This is a genomic window from Kitasatospora sp. NPDC002551 (assembly GCF_040296005.1).
Lineage (GTDB): Bacteria > Actinomycetota > Actinomycetes > Streptomycetales > Streptomycetaceae > Kitasatospora.
Genome location: NZ_JBEOWI010000007.1, coordinates 59134 through 75799 on the forward strand (window position 1 = coordinate 59134; position 16666 = coordinate 75799).

A 16666-nucleotide genomic window follows, 5' to 3' on the forward strand; every position below is an offset into this window, starting at 1 on the left:
GTGGGGCCGCTCAGGCCAGGTCGGCGGTGCGCCCGAGGGCGTCCGGCTGGCTCTCCTCGATCCGGCGCAGCATCCGCGCCAGCATCCCGGACAGCACCGTGCGGTCCTCGCCGACGACGTCCTGGAGCAGTTCCTCCTCGAAGACCGCGGCCATCCGCATCGACTCCAGCCACTTGTCCCGGCCGAGGTCGGTCAGCTCGATGATCACCCGGACCCGGTTGGCCTCGTCCCGCTCCCGGGTGACCAGCCCCTCGGTGACCATCCGGTCGATCCGGTGGGTCATCGCGGCGGGGGTGAGTCCGAGCCGCTTGGCCAGCTCGCCGGGTCCGAGCTGGTACGGGCTGCCGGAGACCACCAGCGCCTTGAGCACCTCCCACTCGGCGGAGGTGATTCCGAGCACAGTCAGCTGCCGGTCGTAGGCGACGGTCATCCGCCGGGCGACCCGGGAGAGCGTCTGCACGATGGTCTCCACCTGCGGGTCGACGGTGGGGAATTCCCGCTGGTAGAGGGCCACCTGCTCGGCGATGCCCAGCTCGCGGGGGGTGGCCGGCGCGGGCTTCTCTGCAGTCATGCGGACCAGTGTCCCATGCGCGATGCACTCCTTAAGCCTTTGACTCGACACTCTTCTGGTGCTAAGACTTTAGAGTCAAACTTTAGCTCTTAAGTCTTCTTCCCTTAAGAGTACGCGACGAAAACCGACGGAGCCCTGACGCCTCCGTCCGCAACGAAGGGGTGTGCACGGTGACCGGCACGGTGAAGCAGCAGAGGCAGCAGCGACGCGGGGCGGGCGGCCCGCTGCGCCGCGTCCAGATCGGAAACGCGCTGAGCGCGTTCGGCAGCGGATTCACGATGCCGTACATGTTCGTGTACGTGGACCAGGTGCGCGGGCTGGGCTCGCTCGCCGCCGGGATGGTGTTCACCGTCTTCGCGCTGGCCGCGCTCGCCGTCCTGCCGTTCACCGGCCGCGGCATCGACCGGTACGGGCCGCGTCCGGTGCTGCTGGCCGGCGCCGCGCTGGCCTCCACCGGCGCGTTCGCCTTCGGGCACGCCACCGGCACCCCGGCGCTGCTGGTCGCCTCCTTCCTGTTCGGCGCGGGTGTCACCACCTGCCAGCCGGCGCTCGCCACGATGATCGTCCGCTGCTCCACCGCGGCGACCCGCTCGCACGCCTTCGCGCTGCAGTTCACCCTGGTCAACCTGGGCATGGGCATCGGCGCGCTGGTCGGCGGGCAGATCGTCGACGTCGCCGACCCGGCCAGCCTGACCCGGCTGTTCACCATCGAGGCCGCGACCTTCCTCGGCCTCGCCCTGGTGACCGGTACCGCCAGGATCCCGAAGGCCGCGCCGCTGCTCGTCCAGGAGAAGAACGACGGCCCGCAGGGCCTGCGCGCCCTGCTCGCCGACAAGGCCATGGTCCGGCTCAGCATCCTCGCCGGCATGATCTTCTTCGCCTGCTACGGCCAGTTCGAGTCCGGCGTCGCCGCCTTCGCCACCGACACCGTCGGCACCGCCCCGTCCACCCTGGGCATCGCCATCGGCGCCAACGCGCTGACCATCGTGGTGCTGCAGATGTTCGTGGTGCGGATCACCGCCCGCCGCCGGCGCACCACCGCGATGGCCGCCGCCGGCGTGGTCTGGCTCGGCGCCTGGGCGATGGCCCTGGTGGCCGGCCTGATCCGGACCGAGGCGATGGCCGCCACGGTCGCGATCGTCTCGATCTACGCCCTGTTCGGAGTCGGTGAGTCGCTGCTCGCCCCGACCATGGGCCCGATCGTCGCCGACCTCGCCCCGGCCCGGCTGCTCGGCACCTACAACGCCGGGTACGCCCTGGTGAAGCAGATCGCGGTCGCCGTCGGCCCGGCGGTGGGCGTCCTGCTGGTCGGCTCCGGCACCTGGCCGCTCTACCTGGCGGCGATGGCCGGCTGCACCGTGCTGATCGTCGTCCTGGCGCTGCGCCTGCGGCCGTACCTCACGGCGGCCCAGGACAACGCGCCCGACGCCTCCGCCGGCGACGAGCAGGCCCCCGCGGCCCCGGTCCGCGCCCCGGCCCGGCCGGTCCGCGAACTCCAGGCCGCCGCCTGACCACGGGCGGCACCGCCCGGACGGGCGCCGGACAGGTCACCTGTCCGGCGCCCGTCGCGCTTGGTTTCGCGACCGGCGGCACATAGTGTCAATGGCTGTCGGCCGTCCGGCCGCGGTCACCCGGGCCGGTGCAGGCCCCGGCCGGCCCGGGCCGACCGCGGCCACCGGCGCGTCCTGCCGGCGGCCGGCACAGGCGAGACAGGCGAACCGGCGAGGCAACCGACACCATGACGCAAGCGGCGCTCACCCACTCCCCGGCGGCAGCGGCCCCGGCCGGCCCGGCACCGGAGCGGCGGGGGCTGCTGCGCCGGGCGGCGGCCCGCACCGACTGGCTCGGACCGATCGCCGTGGCGCTCTTCGCCGGCCTGCTGCGGTTCTGGAACCTCGGCTACCCCAACGCCTTCGTCTTCGACGAGACCTACTACCCCAAGGACGCCTGGTCCCTGCTCCGGCAGGGCTACGAGGGCACCTGGTCGGAGCGCGCGAACGAGCAGGTCCTGGCCGTCCCGCAGCAGATCCCGCTGACCTCCGCGCCCGAGTTCATCGCCCACCCGCCGCTCGGCAAGTGGGTGATCTCGCTCGGCGAGTGGGCCTTCGGCCTGAACCCCTTCGGGTGGCGGTTCATGACCGCGCTGCTCGGCACCGTCACCGTGCTCATGCTCGCCCGGATCGGCCGCCGGCTCTTCGGCTCCACCCTGATCGGCTGCACCGCCGCCCTGCTGATGGCCGTCGACGGCCTCCAGCTGGTGATGAGCCGGGTCGGCCTGCTCGACGGCGTCCAGATGTTCTTCGTCCTGGCCGCCTTCGGCGCGCTGCTGATCGACCGCGACCGCACCCGCGCCCGGCTCGCCGCCGTGCTGCCCGACCGCGGCGGCGACACCGTCCGGCTCGGCTGGCGCCCCTGGCGGATCACCGCCGGGCTCTGCCTGGGCGCCGCCGCCGGGGTCAAGTGGAACGGCGCCATGGTGCTCGCCGCCTTCGGCCTGCTCACCGTGCTCTGGGACCAGTCCGGCCGCCGCTGGGCCGGCGCCCGCCGCCCCTGGCGCTCGATGCTGCGCCTCGACGCGGTGCCCGCCTTCCTCGCCATGGTCGGCTCCGCCTTCGCCGTCTACGTCGGCGGCTGGGCCGGCTGGCTGTTCACCGGCGGCGGCTTCGACCGGCACTGGGCCGACGGCCGGGCCGGCCTGTCCCCGGACAGCTTCCTCGGCGTCGCGCTGCCGCAGGTCTCGATGAGCTGGGTGCCCGCCCCGCTGCGCAGCCTGTGGCACTACCACGCGCAGATGTACGACTTCAACACCGGCCTGAGCAGCCCGCACACCTACCAGTCCAACCCGTTCAGCTGGCTGGTCCAGGGCCGGCCGGTCTCCATGTACTGGGAGCAGGTGCCGGCCGGTCAGCACGGCTGCACCGCGTCCGGCGGCTGCGCGGCGCAGATCCTGGGCCTGGGCACCCCGCTGCTCTGGTGGACGGCCTGCTTCGCGCTGGTCTACCTGCTCTGGCGCTGGTTCTTCCGCCGGGACTGGCGCTCCGGCGCGGTGCTGTGCGGCGTCGCCGGCGTCTACCTGCCGTGGTTCCAGTACCAGGAGCGGACGGTCTTCTCCTTCTACATGGTGGTGCTGGTCCCCTTCCTCTGCCTGGCCGTGGCGCAGATGCTGGGCGCGATGCTCGGGCCGCCGGGCTGCTCGCCCGAGCGGCGGCGGATCGGCGCGGTGGGCGCCGGGCTGATCGTGCTGGCGATCATGGCCTGCTTCGCCTTCTTCTATCCGCTCTACACGGCGGAGGTGATCCCGATGACGTCCTGGCAGGACCGGATGTGGTTCACCAGCTGGATCTGATCGGTGGTCCCTCTCGCCGAGGGCGACCGGCTGCTGCCGGTCACCCCGGGCCTGGGCGCGGTCACCGCCGTGCTGCTGCTGGCCGCCGTCGCCGTCGCCGGGTGGGGCCGGCTCGGCCAGGGGCGCGCCGTCCTGCGGGCCGGGCTGCGCGCGCTGGTACAGCTGGCCGCCGTCGCGCTGGTGATCACCTGGGTGGTCGGCTCGCGCTGGTGGTCGGCGCTCTTCGTGCTGCTGATGTTCGCCGTCGCGGTGCGCACCGCCGGGCGGCGGATGGTGCCGGCCCCCGCGCGCGGGTGGGGGTGGGCGGCCGCGCCGATCGGGGCCGGGGTGCTGCCGGTGCTGGTGCTGCTGCTCGGCACCGGGCTGCTGCCGCCGAAGGGCCTGTCGGTCATCCCGGTCGCCGGCATCCTGATCGGCGGCGCGCTCACCGCCACCTCGCTGTCCGGGCGGCGCGCCCTGGACGAGCTGCGCCAGCGGCACGGCGAGGTCGAGGCGGCGCTGGCCCTCGGCTTCGAGGAGCGGGACGCCCGGATGGAGATCTGCCGCACCGCCGCCGCCACCTCGCTCGTCCCGGCGCTCGACCAGACCCGGACGGTGGGGCTGGTCACCCTGCCGGGCGCGTTCGTCGGCATGCTGCTCGGCGGGGCCTCGCCGGTCCAGGCGGGCGCGGTGCAGCTGTTCGTGCTGGTCGGGCTGCTGGCGGTGGAGTCGGTGGCGGTCGTGGTGGTGCTGGAGCTGGTCGGCCGGGGGCTGGTCGGCGCCGGCCGGCCGGGAGACGGCATCGGGTAGGCTTGGCGCGTTGAAGGGGAGTAGCCCTCCACCGGACCGTCGACATACTGGCCCCCTCGGGCCCGGCGCCCGGGGCACCACGGTCCGCGCGACCGGTGCCGGCGAGACCTTCGGCCGCAGTGCTGTGCGTTCGCGTCCTGGCGCGTTCCGCGAATCACCCACCAGCGCTGTCGGGCCGGAGCGACCCCCTGACGGAGCTGCTGCGGGCCGGCAGCCCGAACCCGAGGGACACCACCCCCGATGAGTCTGACCGTCGCCGCGATCACGTTCGGCATCGTCTTCCTGTCAGAGCTGCCCGACAAGACCGCCCTGGCCAGCCTGATGCTCGGCGCCAAGTACCGGGCGAGCTACGTCTTCGCCGGGATCGCCGCCGCCTTCGCCCTGCAGGTGGGCATCGCCCTGGTCGCCGGGCACCTGCTCTCGCTGCTGCCGCACCGCTGGGTGGAGGGCGTCACCGGCGTGCTGTTCCTGGCCGGCGCGGCGATGCTGCTGTTCCACGGCGGGGGTGACGACGAGGACGGGCACGCCGCCAAGGAGCCGTCCTCCAGCAGCTTCTGGAAGGTCGCCGGGGCCAGCTTCGTGGTCGTGGCGATCGCCGAGTTCGGTGACCTGACCCAGATCATGACCGCCAACCTGGCCGCCAAGTACGCCGACCCGCTCGCGGTGGGCCTGGGTGCCTGGCTGGCGCTGTGCTCGGTCGCGGGGATCGCGATCCTGGGCGGGCAGAAGCTGCTGAAGCACGTCCCGATGAAGATGATCATCCGGGTCGCGGCGAGCGTGATGGTGCTGATGGCCGCGTTCAGCATCTTCCAGGCGATCAAGGGCTGACGCGACGGGCGGTCCGGCGGACGGGGCGCACCGGCTGCTCGGCGGCCGGGTGCGCCCCGTGTCCGTTCAGCAGCCGGTGCGCCCTTCCAGGGCGGCGCGGGTGACCGGGCCGTAGACGCCGCGGGCGTCGCCCCGGATGCCGTTGATGTCCTGGAAGTACGTGACGATGAGCCTGGTGCGGTCGTCGTACTTGCCGGTCGGGGGCACCTTCTCCCAGCAGATCACGACGCTGAGCTGCCGTTGGAGCGCCTGGACGTCGGGCCCCTCCATCCCGTACTCCAGCACGCGGACCGTCGGCGTCGGCGTCGGCTTCGGGGCCGCGGTGGGGGCCGGGGTGGGCGGCGCGGTGGTCGGCGCCGGCGGCGGGGTGGTGGGCAGCGGCGCCGGGGGCGCGGGCGGGGCGGTGGCGGGCTGGTCCGGCTCCGGCGCCTTCACCGGGGGAGCGGCGGCCTCCGTGGTGGCGGGCGCGGCCGGGGGCGGGGTGCCGGTCGCCGATCTGGTCGGTGACGCCTTGGCGGTCGTCCGGGTCGGGGTCGGCGTCGGGGCGGACTCGGTGGACTCGGCGGGCTGCGGAGCGCTGGGGCTCGGCTGGGCCGGGGTGCTCGGGTCCACCGGTGCGAGGCCGAGCGTGGCGGTCGGCGCGGGGGCGGCCCGGTCGTTCGGCTCGGAGGACGGGGTGATCGCGTAGGCGAGGCCCACGGTGACCGCCAGCAGTCCGGCGCCGGCCGCGATCAGCAGGCCCTTGCGGCGGGCGAGCGGGCCGCGGGCGCCCTCCTGCTCCGCCGCGCGCCGGGCGGCCCGGCCGCCGCCGGGCGCGGCGGGGGCGACCGGGAACACGCCGAGCTCGTCCGCGTCCGGCGCGGGAACACCGTCCGGCTGCGGCTGTTGCGGCTGCTGTGGCGGGAACGGCGGGGCCGAGGCGACGGGCGGCAGCACGGTGGTCGCGTAGGCGTCGGCGTCCGGGCCCAGCGGGGGAACGGCGGCCGGTGCGTCCGGCGGGCCGGCCGGGGGCAGCACGGTGGTGCCGAACGGGTCGCCGGCCACTCCGTCCGGCGGGCCGTCCACGACCTGGCCGACGGCCTGCGGCACGTACGGGCGCACCAGCGGCGGGCCCTCCATGTGCGGCAGGACGGTGGTCTCGTCGAGGCTGCCGTCCGGGACGAGGCAGCCACAGCCGGCGGAGCGTGCGCTGCCGCACGTCGGGCAGTGCTGGTCCGGCATCGGCCGGCCTCCTCGGGTTCTCGGTCGGTCGCGGTCGCGGTCTCGGACGCGGGTTGCGGTCGGACTCGTGTTCTGGCGGTGGACGGGCCTGATTATGCAGGACGTCCCTGAGGGGGGACAGGGGCGTCCGGCCCGGTGTGGGTGCCTTGTGCCGGTTGGTGGGGGTTGGTGATCGATGAACGGTCGATGCGTCGGGGCCGACGTCCTGATAACGGACGGTCTTACGTTCGGCTCAACTGAAAACGCGCGAAACGGTGCATTTCTGACAGCATGGTGAACCGGGAGTGATCACCGCCGAGCTGCTACGGAGACGGAGACCCCATGACGGATCCGATCGCCGCGTCCGACCAGGGGCCGTCCGACCGGGGGCCGTCGGACCGGATCCCGGCGGGCGAGCCGGGGCCGCCCGGGGCCGGCCACGGCAACCTGTGGGTGCCGATCGGCGCCCTGCTGCTGGCGATGCTGCTCGCGGCGCTCGACCAGACCATCGTCTCCACCGCGCTGCCCACCATCGTCAGCGACCTCGGCGGCCTGGAGCACCTGTCCTGGGTGGTCACCGCCTACCTGCTCGCCTCCACCGCGGCCACCCCGCTCTGGGGCAAGCTCGGCGACATGTACGGCCGGAAGGTGTTCTTCCAGGCGTCCATCGTGATCTTCCTGCTGGGCTCGGTGCTGTGCGGCATCGCCCAGAACATGGGTGAGCTGATCGCCTTCCGCGCCCTCCAGGGCCTGGGCGGCGGCGGTCTGATGGTGCTTTCCCAGGCCATCGTCGGCGACCTCGTGCCACCCCGGGACCGCGGCAGGTACCAGGGCGTCTTCGGCGCCGTCTTCGGTGTCACCAGCGTGCTCGGGCCGCTGCTCGGCGGGCTGTTCGTCGACAACCTCAGCTGGCGCTGGGTGTTCTACATCAACCTGCCGATCGGCGTGGTCGCCCTGGCCGTGATCGCGGCCGTGCTGCCCGGGGCGCAGACCCGCCGCCGGCACCGGATCGACTACCTCGGCACCACGCTGATCGCCGCCGTCGCCACCTGCGTGGTGCTGGTGACCTCGCTCGGCGGGACGACCTGGGGGTGGGGCTCCTGGCAGATCATCGGCCTGGGCGTGCTCGGGCTGGTCCTGCTGCTGGCCTTCGTGCTGGTGGAGCGGACCGCCGCCGAACCCGTCCTGCCGCTGCGGCTGTTCCGCTCCCGGACGTTCAGCCTGGTGGCCGTCATCTCCTTCGTGGTCGGTTTCGCGATGTTCGGCGCGCTCACCTATCTGCCGACCTTCCTCCAGGTCGTCATGGGCGTCTCGCCGACGGTGTCCGGTGTCCATATGCTGCCGATGGTGATCGGCATGCTGGTCACCTCGATCGCCTCCGGTCAGATCGTGTCCCGCACCGGTCACTACCGGACCTTCCCGATCGCCGGCTCGGCCATCACCGTCGTCGGCCTGCTGCTGCTCTCCCTGCTCGACGAGCACACCAGCACCTTCGTGATGAGCTGTTACTTCCTGGTCTTCGGCCTCGGGCTTGGCCTGGTGATGCAGGTGCTGGTGCTGATCGTGCAGAACTCGGTCGGCTACCAGGACCTCGGCGTCGCCACCGCCGGCGCCACCTTCTTCCGCTCCATCGGCGCCTCCGTCGGCGTCTCGGTCTTCGGCACCGTCTTCGCCTCCGGCCTGGACCGCCGGCTGGGGGAGGCACTGGCCGGCGTCCCGCTGCCGCCCGGCTTCGACCCCGGGGTGATCACCTCCGACCCGCGCGTCGTCGAGGTGCTGCCCGCCGCCCTCCAGGACGCGGTCCACCACGCCTACGCCGAGTCGATCACCCGGGTCTTCCTGTACGCGGTGCCGGTGGCCGCGGTCGCCTTCGTCCTCTCGCTGTTCCTGCGGGAGCAGAAGCTGCGCAGCACCGTGACCGCCCCCGACCTCGGCGAGTCGATCGGCCTCAATCCGGTGGAGCGCTCCTCGCTGGACGAGATCAGCCGGGCCCTGTCCGTGCTGAACACCCGGGAGGCCCGGCGCGACCTGTTCAAGCGGATCACCGCCACCGCCGGGCTCGACCTCAAGCCCGCCTCCAGCTGGCTGCTGCTCCAGATGCACCATCACGGCTCGGTGGAGCCCGCCGAACTGGCGGAGCGCCGGATCGTCCCGTTCGCGGTGGTGGAGGAGGCGGTGCGCGAGGTCGAGGGCCGGGGCCTGGCCGCACGCAGCGGCGGGTTGCCGCTGCGGCTCACCGAGCCGGGGGAGGCGGCGGCGCTCCAGCTGGTCGCCGCCCGCCGCGAGCAGCTGGCCGAACTTCTCGGCGACTGGGACGAGAAGCAGTTCGACGACCTCGCCGAACTGCTCACCCGGCTGGCCTCCTCGCTCGGCGCCGACCCCCGCGACCGGCCGGATCCGATCGGCCACGAGCCCCCGTACCACGGCGAGGGCCGCTCCTTCTGACCCGTCCTACGGGGCTCCGAACCAGCGCGGGGTGTCCAGCCGGAACGGGTCCCCGGGCGCGAGCGTGCGCAGCGCGTCCTCCAGCCCCCGCAACCGCTCCTCCCCGCCGAGCTTCCCGGCCCACTCCACCCGGAGCTCGTCGAAGATCCGGGCCGAGCGGACCAGGCTGTCGACCCCGCGCGCCGTCAGCCGGACCACCTTGCGCCGGGCGTCCGCCGGATCGCTGCCGCGCTCCACGTAGCCGAGCCGTTCGAGCTGCTCGACGGTCTTGCCGGCCGCCTGCTTGGACACCCCGAGCCGCCGGCCCAGTTCGACGGCGGTGGTGCCATCCGGCCCGATCGCCTGGAACACGAACCCGTGCATCGGCCGGAAGTCGGGGTGTCCCTCGCGGGCGATCCGCTCGTGCAGCTCGTCGATGATCAGCCGGAACGCGAACAGCAGCCGCAGCGGCAGCTCGAACCCCGGCCCGGCCTGCTCACTTGACACGATAGACAACCTCATTGACCATATAGACAACTCGGTTGTCCATCTTAGAGGAGAAACCAGGCCTTGTCCGTCATCCGCCACGCAGACGCCCGCCGCACCGAGACCCCCAGCGCCGTCATGACCACCTGCGCCTCGCCCACCCAGGGCGGCACCGGCCTCTCGGTGTGGCGCGTCGAGATGCCCCCGGCCCGCACCGGCCCCCGGCACGCCATGGACACCGAGCAGGTGTGGACCTTGCTCACCGGCTCCGCCGCCGTCGAACTGGCCGGCGCGGAACTCCGCCTCGGCGCCGGCGACACCCTCGTCCTGCCCGCGGACGCCCCGCGCCGGCTGCGCACCGACGAGGGCTTCACCGCCGTCGTCGCCTCCCCGGCCCCGTCCATGGCCCGCAACCTGGACACCGGGGACCGGGTGGCCCCGCCGTGGATCGTGTGAGGTGTAGCAGACTGCCTTCTCAGAACAACCCCGAGGAGGTACGGCGTGTCCGTCGTCAAGATCAATGTCCTGACCGTCCCCGCTGAGCAGCGGGAGGAACTGGAGAAGCGCTTCGCCGCGCGGGCCGGGGCGGTGGAGAACTCCGACGGCTTCGAGTACTTCGAGCTGCTCCGCCCGGTCGAGGGCACCGACCAGTACCTCGTCTACACCCGCTGGCGCGACGAGGAGTCCTTCCAGGCCTGGCTCTCGGGCCCGATGCAGGCCGCCCACCGCCCGGCCTCCCCGGAGGGTGAGGCCCCCAAGCGCCCCGCCGCCACCGGCTCCACCCTCTGGTCCTTCGACGTCGTCCAGGCCACCGGCCCGAAGGCCTGACCCGCCGCGCACGACGCCGCGCCCCGGACCGCAGCGGTCCGGGGCGCGGCGTCGTGCGGTGCCCCGGTGCGGGGGATCAGGGGGTGGTGCGGTTCACCCCTTCGGACGGCGGGGTGCTGCCGGATGGGCGAGCCGGCGGGTGGAAGGCGACCGGGGCGCTGAAGGCGGCGCGGCGGGTGGCCCGGCGCAGGGCGCGCAGCACGGGGGTGCCGAGGGAGAGGCAGAGGACCACGGTGAGGGCGGCGCGCGGGAGGTCCCAGCCGAGGGAGGTGGTGAGGCAGTAGGCGGCGAAGCGGACCAGGTTGTCGGAGAGCGGGTCTCCCGGGACGAAGGAGATCGAGCTCGCGAGGCCCGCGATGTAGGGCCAGCCCTGGAGGTTCATGATCACGCCGTAGAGGAGCGAGGCCGTGGCCCCGTATCCCGCGAGCAGCAGGAGTTCGCGGCGGCCGCGCAGGCGGGCCGGGCCGGGCAGGAGGCCCGCGCCGAGGCTCACCCAGCCCATGGCGAGCATCTGGAACGGCAGCCAGGGGCCGACACCGCCGGTGAGCAGGGCGGAGGCGAACATCGACAGCGCGCCGAGCACGAAGCCGAAGCCGGGTCCGAGCACCCGGCCGGCCAGCACCATCAGGAAGAACATCGGCTCCAGCCCGGCGGTGCCCGCCCCGAGCGGGCGCAGGGCCGCGCCGGCGGCGGCCAGCACCCCGAGCAGGGCCACCGACTTGGCGTCCAGGCCGGGGGCGCCGCCGCCCGCCGCGCGGCCCTCGGAGATCTGGGCGACGAGGACGGCGAGCAGGAGCGGCAGGAGCAGGGCGAACAGCCAGGGGGCGTCGGCGGAGTGGCCGACCAGGGCGGAGTCCGTGGCGGCGAGCAGCGGCCAGCCGAAGCCCGCCACGCCGACCAGCGAGACCAGGGCGAGGGCGAGGACCGAGCGGCGGCCGAGCGGGACGGGTCGGGCCAGCGGGGCGTGGGGCGGGTTCACTCGGCGGCCCCCGCGAGGGCGTCGGCGACCTGGTGGACGGTGAGCCAGGGGCCGGGGGCGAGGACCTTGGCGACCTGCGGGGCGAACGCCGGCGAGCCGAGCACCACCTCGGGCGTCGGACCGTCCGCGACGATCTCGCCGTCGGCCAGCACGGCCGTGCGGTGGGAGAGTTCGGCCGCCAGTTCGACGTCGTGGGTGGCCAGGAGCACGGCGTGGCCCTCGGCGACGAGGGCGCGCAGGATCTCGACCAGCCGGGCCTTCGCGGCGTAGTCGAGGCCCCGGGTGGGCTCGTCGAGCAGGATCAGCGGCGGGCGGGCGGTCAGCACCACCGCCAGGGCGAGGGTGAGGCGCTGGCCCTCGGAGAGGTCGCGCGGGTGGGCGGAGTCGGCGAGGCCGGGCAGCAGCCGTTCCACCAGGGCGCGGCAGGTGCCGGGCGCGGCGCCCGCGTCGCGGTCGGCGGAGGCGCACTCGGCGGTGACGCTCTCCCCGTAGAGCAGGTCGCGCGGGTCCTGCGGGACGAGGCCGACGTGCCGGATCAGCTCGGCGGGCCGGGTGCGGTGCGGGGTGCGCCCGCCGACGGTGACCGAGCCGGCGGCGGGCGCGTGCAGGCCGACCAGGGTGCCGAGCAGGGTGGACTTGCCGGCGCCGTTGCGGCCCATCAGGGCGGTGACCTCGCCGGGGCGCAGGGTGAGGTCGACGCCGCGCAGGGCGGGGACGGGGCCGCGGCGGACGACCAGGCGGGAGGCGGCGGCGAGCGGGGCGGCCCTGTTCGGCGGGTGGTGGGGGGCCGGGGCGGGCGGGCGGTGGCCGTCGAGGCGGGCGCGCAGCCCGGCGGCCCGGCGGCGGGCGTCGCGGACGGTGAGCGGCAGCGGGTGCCAGCCGGCCAGCCGGCCGAGCCCGACCACCGGCGGGTGCACCGGCGAGTGCGCCATCACCTCGGCCGGTTCGCCGAGCACGGGCGGCGCCCCGGGGGTCAGCAGCAGGACCTGGTCGGCGTACTGGACCACGCGCTCCAGCCGGTGCTCCGCCATCAGCACGGTGGTGCCGAGGTCGTGGACCAGTCGCTGGAGCACGGCCAGCACCTCCTCGGCGGCGCCCGGGTCGAGCGCGGAGGTGGGCTCGTCCAGCACCAGCACGCGCGGGTGGACGGTGAGCACCGAGCCGATCGCGACCCGCTGCTGCTGGCCGCCGGAGAGCGAGGTGAGCGCGCGCCGGCGCAGGTCGGCCAGGCCGAGCAGGTCGAGGGTCTCCTCGACGCGGCGCCGCATCACGTCCGGCGGCAGGCCCAGCGACTCCATGCCGTAGGCGAGTTCGTCCTCGACAGTGTCGGTGACGAAGTGCGCGCGCGGGTCCTGGCCGACCGTGCCGACCAGGTCGGCGAGGTCGCGCGGGCGGTGCTCGCGGGTGTCGCGGCCGCCGACGGTGACCCGCCCGTGCAGCACGCCGCCGGTGAAGTGCGGGACGAGGCCGCTCACCGTGCCGAGCAGGGTGGACTTGCCGGAGCCCGACGGGCCGACGAGCAGGCAGAGTTCGCCCTCGGGGACGGTCAGGTCGACGCCGCTGAGGGTGGGGGCCGCGGCGTCGGCGTACTGGACGCCGACCTGGTCGAAGGTGATCACGAGGTCCTCCGGGGCTCGGTCGGGTCGGTGGTGGCGGTCGGGTCGGTGGTCTCGGTGGTCTCGGTGGGGGTTGTGGCCTCGGTGGTGCCGGTGGTGTGGGCCGGGGTGCCGGTGGCGGGCGGCGGGGGCGGGGCCGCGAACGCGGGGACGAGGCCGAGCAGGACGGCCGCGGCGGCGGCGACCGGCAGGACCGGCGCCGTCGGCGGGACGACGGTGGGGGCGAAGGCGAGCGGATCGAGCGAGGCGAGCCAGGCGGTCGACGCGGCGACCGCGATCCCGGACCCGGCGGTGAGCCACTCGGGCAGCGCCCACGGATCGGGACGGTAGCGCGTCCTGACCGAGCGCCGGCCACCGAGCAGCAGCCCGGCGAAGGCGGCGGCCAGACCGGCCACGAGCACCGGCACCGCCCAGCCGCCGCCGTCCGCGGTCAGCAGCCCGTAGGCGGCCAGGCAGATGCCGAGCAGGCCGGTCAGGGTGAGGACGGCGGTGAGCACGGTGATCCGGCGCGGCACCGCCGCGGTGCGCCCGAACCCGCGGGTGTCCATCGCGGCCGCGAGCGCCACCGAGCGCTCCAGCGCGCCCTCCAGGACGGGCAGGCCGACGCTGAGCACGGCGGCGACGCCCCGGTCGGTGCGCCCGCGCAGGCGGCGGGCGGCGCGCAGACGCCGGACGTCGGCGATCAGGTTCGGTGCGAAGGTCATCGCGACCACGACGGCGACGCCCGCCTCGTAGAGCGCGCCCGGGAGCGCGCGCAGCAGCCGGGCCGGGCTGGCGAGGGCGTTCGCCGCGCCGACGCAGACCAGCAGGGTGGCCAGCCGCAGTCCGTCGTACAGCGCGGCCAGCAGGCCCTCGGCGGTGACCCGGCCGCCGATCCGCACGCCCTGCGCCCAGACGGGGAGCGGGACCTCGGGGAGGGTGAACAGGACGTGGGTGCCGGCGACCGGCGAGCCGAGGAGGACGGCGAAGACGAGACGGATGCCGAGGACGAGGAGGCCGAGGCGCAGGAACGCGCCGTAGGAGCGCGACCAGGGCGCGTCGCCGCGCCGGGCGGCGACGACGTAGCCGGCGACGGCGGCGAGCAGCAGCAGGACCAGCGGGTTGGTGGTGCGGGTGGCGGCCGCGCCCAGGCCGAGCGCCCACAGCCACCAGGCCCCGGGGTGGAGGTGGCGGGGCCCGGCGGGGGGCCGGCGGCGGGCGGCGCGGGGTGTGGGCACGGTGGGGTCCAACGGTCGGGTCCAGGGGTGGGGTGTCGAGTCGTGCGGGGGAGTGGTGGGCGTGGAGTGGTGGGCGTGGAGTGGGAAGTCGGACCGGCCGACTTCCTGCGCCGGGGCCGGGTCTATGTAGACCGGTCGGCATAGGCGGAATATGTCGACCGGTCTACAGAGAAGCGAATCTGTAGACCGGTCGACATATTCGGTTGCCGGGGAGGGACGGCGCGACCGGGCTGCGTGATCCTCATCGGCGGCGGCGCACCTGCCAGGCGGCGCCCGCGCCGAGCGCGACGACGAGCGCGAGGCCGGCGCCCACCCCGAGGACGGGCCCGCCGGAGGAGGTACGGTCGGCGCTCGCGCTCTCCGTCGTGCGCCCGCCACCGTCCGCTCCGGCGGTCGGCCCACCGCCCGGCCCGCCACCACCCGGCTTGGCGGCCGCGCCGAGCTGGTCGGCGCACCCGGCGTGCGGGTAGCCGGCGATGGCGCAGAGCAGGCCGTTCCCGTCGTACCGCAGCGGCGGCGCGACGGTGGCCAGTACCTCCGCCGAGCCGGCCCGCGGCGCGACGGAGGCGCACACGGTGCGCGGCGCCGGCGGAGCCTCGCCGCCCGCCGCGTCGGCGGCGCCGCCGAAGTCCAGGACCACGGCCACCCGCTTGCGCCCGCCCTCCGCCGGAGTCCCGGCGCAGACGGTCTCGAAGTCCCCGCCCGCGCCCGGCCGGGCGGCGTCCCGCCCGCCGTCGGGGCTGACGGCGAACCGCCAGCCCTCCACGTCGCCGTCCGCCGGAACGTGCACGGCCGGCCCCTGCTGCTGGTACGCCCAGCCGCCGTCGGACCAGCGCCAGAACGACCAGTACCGGTACCCGGCGGCCTGCGCCGGCGCGGCGCCGAGCATCAGCAGGATCAGCACCCCGGTGATCATCCCGGCAGTGAACCGCAGGGCCGCCCGCACCACCCGCCGCCGGGTCTCCGACGCGGCGGCGGTGCGGGTGGCGTCCGCCGGCCGGGCCCCGCGGCCGGCCCGGCCGGGGGTGGTCACAGCTTCGCGCCGCGCTTGCGCTGGAGGCTCAGCACGAGACCGCCGCCGATGCCGATCAGCAGGCCGATGCCGAGCGGCCAGTACTTGTTGAGGCTGCCGCCCTCGTCCTTCTTCGCCGTCGCGGACGCACCGGCCGACGCGGACGCGGACGCACCGCCGGAGGCCTTGGGCGCCGGGCCGAGCGCGGTCAGCTGCTTGACCAGGTCCGTCCCGCCGAACGCGGCCGGATCGCGCTGCGCGGCCTGGGCGACCAGCAGCAGTGTGGCGGTGGCGGCGGCGTCGGTGCCGCCCTTCGTCCAGCCGCCGCCCTCCTCGGCCAGCCAGTCGACGGCGCCCGCGGCCTGCTGGGGGTGGCCGCCCTGGACCAGGCCCAGCGCGCCCCAGGCGGTGGCCGCGTAGTCGGGGGCGGGCGCGGCGCCGGGCAGGGTCAGCGTCAGGTGCCGCCCGCCCGCCGCGAGCTGCGCGGTGAGGTACGCGGCCGCCGCCTCCCCGGAGTCGGCGCGCGGGACGGCCGTCCCGGCGGCGCCGTCCGGGCAGACCAGGGCCTTGGGCGCGGCGTCGGTGCGGTTGGTGCTGGTGACCGGCAGCCTGCCGCCGGCCGCGGCGAGCGAGGCCTGGCCGCTGGCCAGGCCGTTGGCCTGGGCGGGGGTGCCGTCCGGCGACGGCTGGTAGACGAAGCCGCCGCGCTGCTCGGCGGGGGCCGCGCAGCCGAGCTGGAAGGCGGCGAGCCCGTCGAAGGCGCTCCTCCCGGCCTTGGCGACGCCCGCCGGGTCGGTCTTGGCGGCGAGCAGGGCGTTGACGGCGAGGCCGGTCGAGTTGGCGTCACCCGGGTTGCCGGGGTTGTAGGCCCAGCTGCCGTCCGCGTTCTGGTTGGCCTTGAGCCACTGGAGGCCCTTGTCCACGGCCTCCTGGTGCCCGCCGAGGGCGACCAGCGCCTGGACCGCGACGGCGGTCGCGTTGCTGTCCTCCGTCGCGGCGTCGCAGGCGGCCGAGGCGTCGGCCCGGTAGGAGGGCCAGCCGCCGTCCGCGCACTGCTGGCCGGTGAGCCAGGCGACCGCGGAGTCGGCCGGGGTCACCTGGGCGGCGGTCAGCGCGGTCAGGGCGAGCGACTGCCGCCAGACGCCGTCGTAGGTCGGGTCGCCCTTGCCGTACAGCCCCTCGGGGACCGCGGCGGAGGGGGCCGTCCCGGTGCCGGGGGCCGTCCCGGTACCGGGGGTGTCGGCCAGGGCCGGGACGGCGGCGGCGCCGGTGAGCAGCGCGGCGGCCAGGGCGGCGGCGCCCAGACGGGCGGCGGTCAGCATGATCGGAGGTATGCCTTTCGATGAGCGGTGCCGGCCCGGGCGGGCCGT

General features: G+C 75.1%; 15 protein-coding genes. 7 read left to right on the forward strand and 8 right to left on the reverse strand.

What is annotated here, in order from left to right; translation table 11 throughout:
• Positions 1-10: 10 nt before the first annotated feature.
• Positions 11-571, reverse strand: a complete 561-nt coding sequence (locus ABT093_RS09345) for a MarR family winged helix-turn-helix transcriptional regulator (protein ID WP_350562092.1) — start codon at positions 569-571, stop codon at positions 11-13.
• Positions 572-741: 170 nt separating this feature from the next.
• Here ABT093_RS09345 and ABT093_RS09350 point away from each other — a divergent pair, with 170 nt between their 5' ends.
• The 4 genes from ABT093_RS09350 (at position 742) to ABT093_RS09365 (ending at position 5534) form a co-directional block, all read left to right on the forward strand.
• The gene (locus ABT093_RS09350; RefSeq protein ID WP_350562093.1) at positions 742-2082 is read left to right on the forward strand and encodes an MFS transporter; all 1341 of its coding nucleotides are present in this window, start codon (positions 742-744) and stop codon (positions 2080-2082) included.
• 227 nt (positions 2083-2309) lie between these two features.
• Positions 2310-3917 (forward strand): dolichyl-phosphate-mannose--protein mannosyltransferase, encoded by a 1608-nt coding sequence (locus tag ABT093_RS09355; RefSeq protein WP_350562094.1) that lies wholly within the window; start codon positions 2310-2312, stop codon positions 3915-3917.
• 3 nt (positions 3918-3920) lie between these two features.
• Positions 3921-4706, forward strand: a complete 786-nt coding sequence (locus ABT093_RS09360; RefSeq protein WP_350562096.1) for an ABC transporter permease — start codon at positions 3921-3923, stop codon at positions 4704-4706.
• 240 nt (positions 4707-4946) lie between these two features.
• Entirely contained in the window at positions 4947-5534 is a 588-nt protein-coding gene (locus ABT093_RS09365; protein ID WP_350562098.1) for a TMEM165/GDT1 family protein, read from the forward strand.
• A 66-nt stretch (positions 5535-5600) separates the two neighbouring features.
• On the opposite strand, the gene ABT093_RS09370 is transcribed toward ABT093_RS09365, so the two are convergent.
• Entirely contained in the window at positions 5601-6755 is a 1155-nt protein-coding gene (locus ABT093_RS09370) for a peptidoglycan-binding domain-containing protein (protein WP_350562100.1), read from the reverse strand.
• 321 nt (positions 6756-7076) lie between these two features.
• Here ABT093_RS09370 and ABT093_RS09375 point away from each other — a divergent pair, with 321 nt between their 5' ends.
• Complete coding sequence (locus ABT093_RS09375; RefSeq protein ID WP_350562102.1) at positions 7077-9179, forward strand: MDR family MFS transporter; 2103 nt, start codon at positions 7077-7079, stop codon at positions 9177-9179.
• A gap of 6 nt (positions 9180-9185) precedes the next feature.
• On the opposite strand, the gene ABT093_RS09380 is transcribed toward ABT093_RS09375, so the two are convergent.
• Positions 9186-9665: a MarR family winged helix-turn-helix transcriptional regulator gene (locus tag ABT093_RS09380; protein ID WP_350562104.1), complete on the reverse strand. Its 480-nt coding sequence runs from the start codon at positions 9663-9665 to the stop codon at positions 9186-9188.
• A gap of 63 nt (positions 9666-9728) precedes the next feature.
• Here ABT093_RS09380 and ABT093_RS09385 point away from each other — a divergent pair, with 63 nt between their 5' ends.
• Both ABT093_RS09385 and ABT093_RS09390 read left to right on the forward strand, forming a co-directional pair.
• Complete coding sequence (locus tag ABT093_RS09385) at positions 9729-10100, forward strand: cupin domain-containing protein (RefSeq protein WP_350562106.1); 372 nt, start codon at positions 9729-9731, stop codon at positions 10098-10100.
• 45 nt (positions 10101-10145) lie between these two features.
• On the forward strand, positions 10146-10472 hold the full coding sequence (locus ABT093_RS09390; RefSeq protein WP_350562108.1) for an antibiotic biosynthesis monooxygenase family protein: 327 nt from the start codon (positions 10146-10148) through the stop codon (positions 10470-10472).
• 76 nt (positions 10473-10548) lie between these two features.
• Here the strand turns inward: ABT093_RS09390 and ABT093_RS09395 are convergent, their stop codons facing one another.
• From ABT093_RS09395 to ABT093_RS09415, 5 genes are all read right to left on the reverse strand, one after another.
• Entirely contained in the window at positions 10549-11451 is a 903-nt protein-coding gene (locus ABT093_RS09395) for an ECF transporter S component (RefSeq protein WP_350562110.1), read from the reverse strand.
• Positions 11448-13070 (reverse strand): ABC transporter ATP-binding protein, encoded by a 1623-nt coding sequence (locus ABT093_RS09400; RefSeq protein ID WP_350562112.1) that lies wholly within the window; start codon positions 13068-13070, stop codon positions 11448-11450. Before ABT093_RS09400 ends, ABT093_RS09395 begins: the two co-directional genes overlap by 4 nt.
• The gene (locus ABT093_RS09405; protein WP_350562114.1) at positions 13067-14284 is read right to left on the reverse strand and encodes a CbiQ family ECF transporter T component; all 1218 of its coding nucleotides are present in this window, start codon (positions 14282-14284) and stop codon (positions 13067-13069) included. Before ABT093_RS09405 ends, ABT093_RS09400 begins: the two co-directional genes overlap by 4 nt.
• 241 nt (positions 14285-14525) lie before the next feature.
• Positions 14526-15200, reverse strand: a complete 675-nt coding sequence (locus ABT093_RS09410; protein WP_502884187.1) for an SCO2322 family protein — start codon at positions 15198-15200, stop codon at positions 14526-14528.
• Between the two features lie 113 nt (positions 15201-15313).
• Positions 15314-16618, reverse strand: coding sequence for an SCO2321 family membrane protein (locus ABT093_RS09415; protein WP_350562118.1), 1305 nt, complete (start codon positions 16616-16618; stop codon positions 15314-15316).
• Positions 16619-16666: the final 48 nt, after the last annotated feature.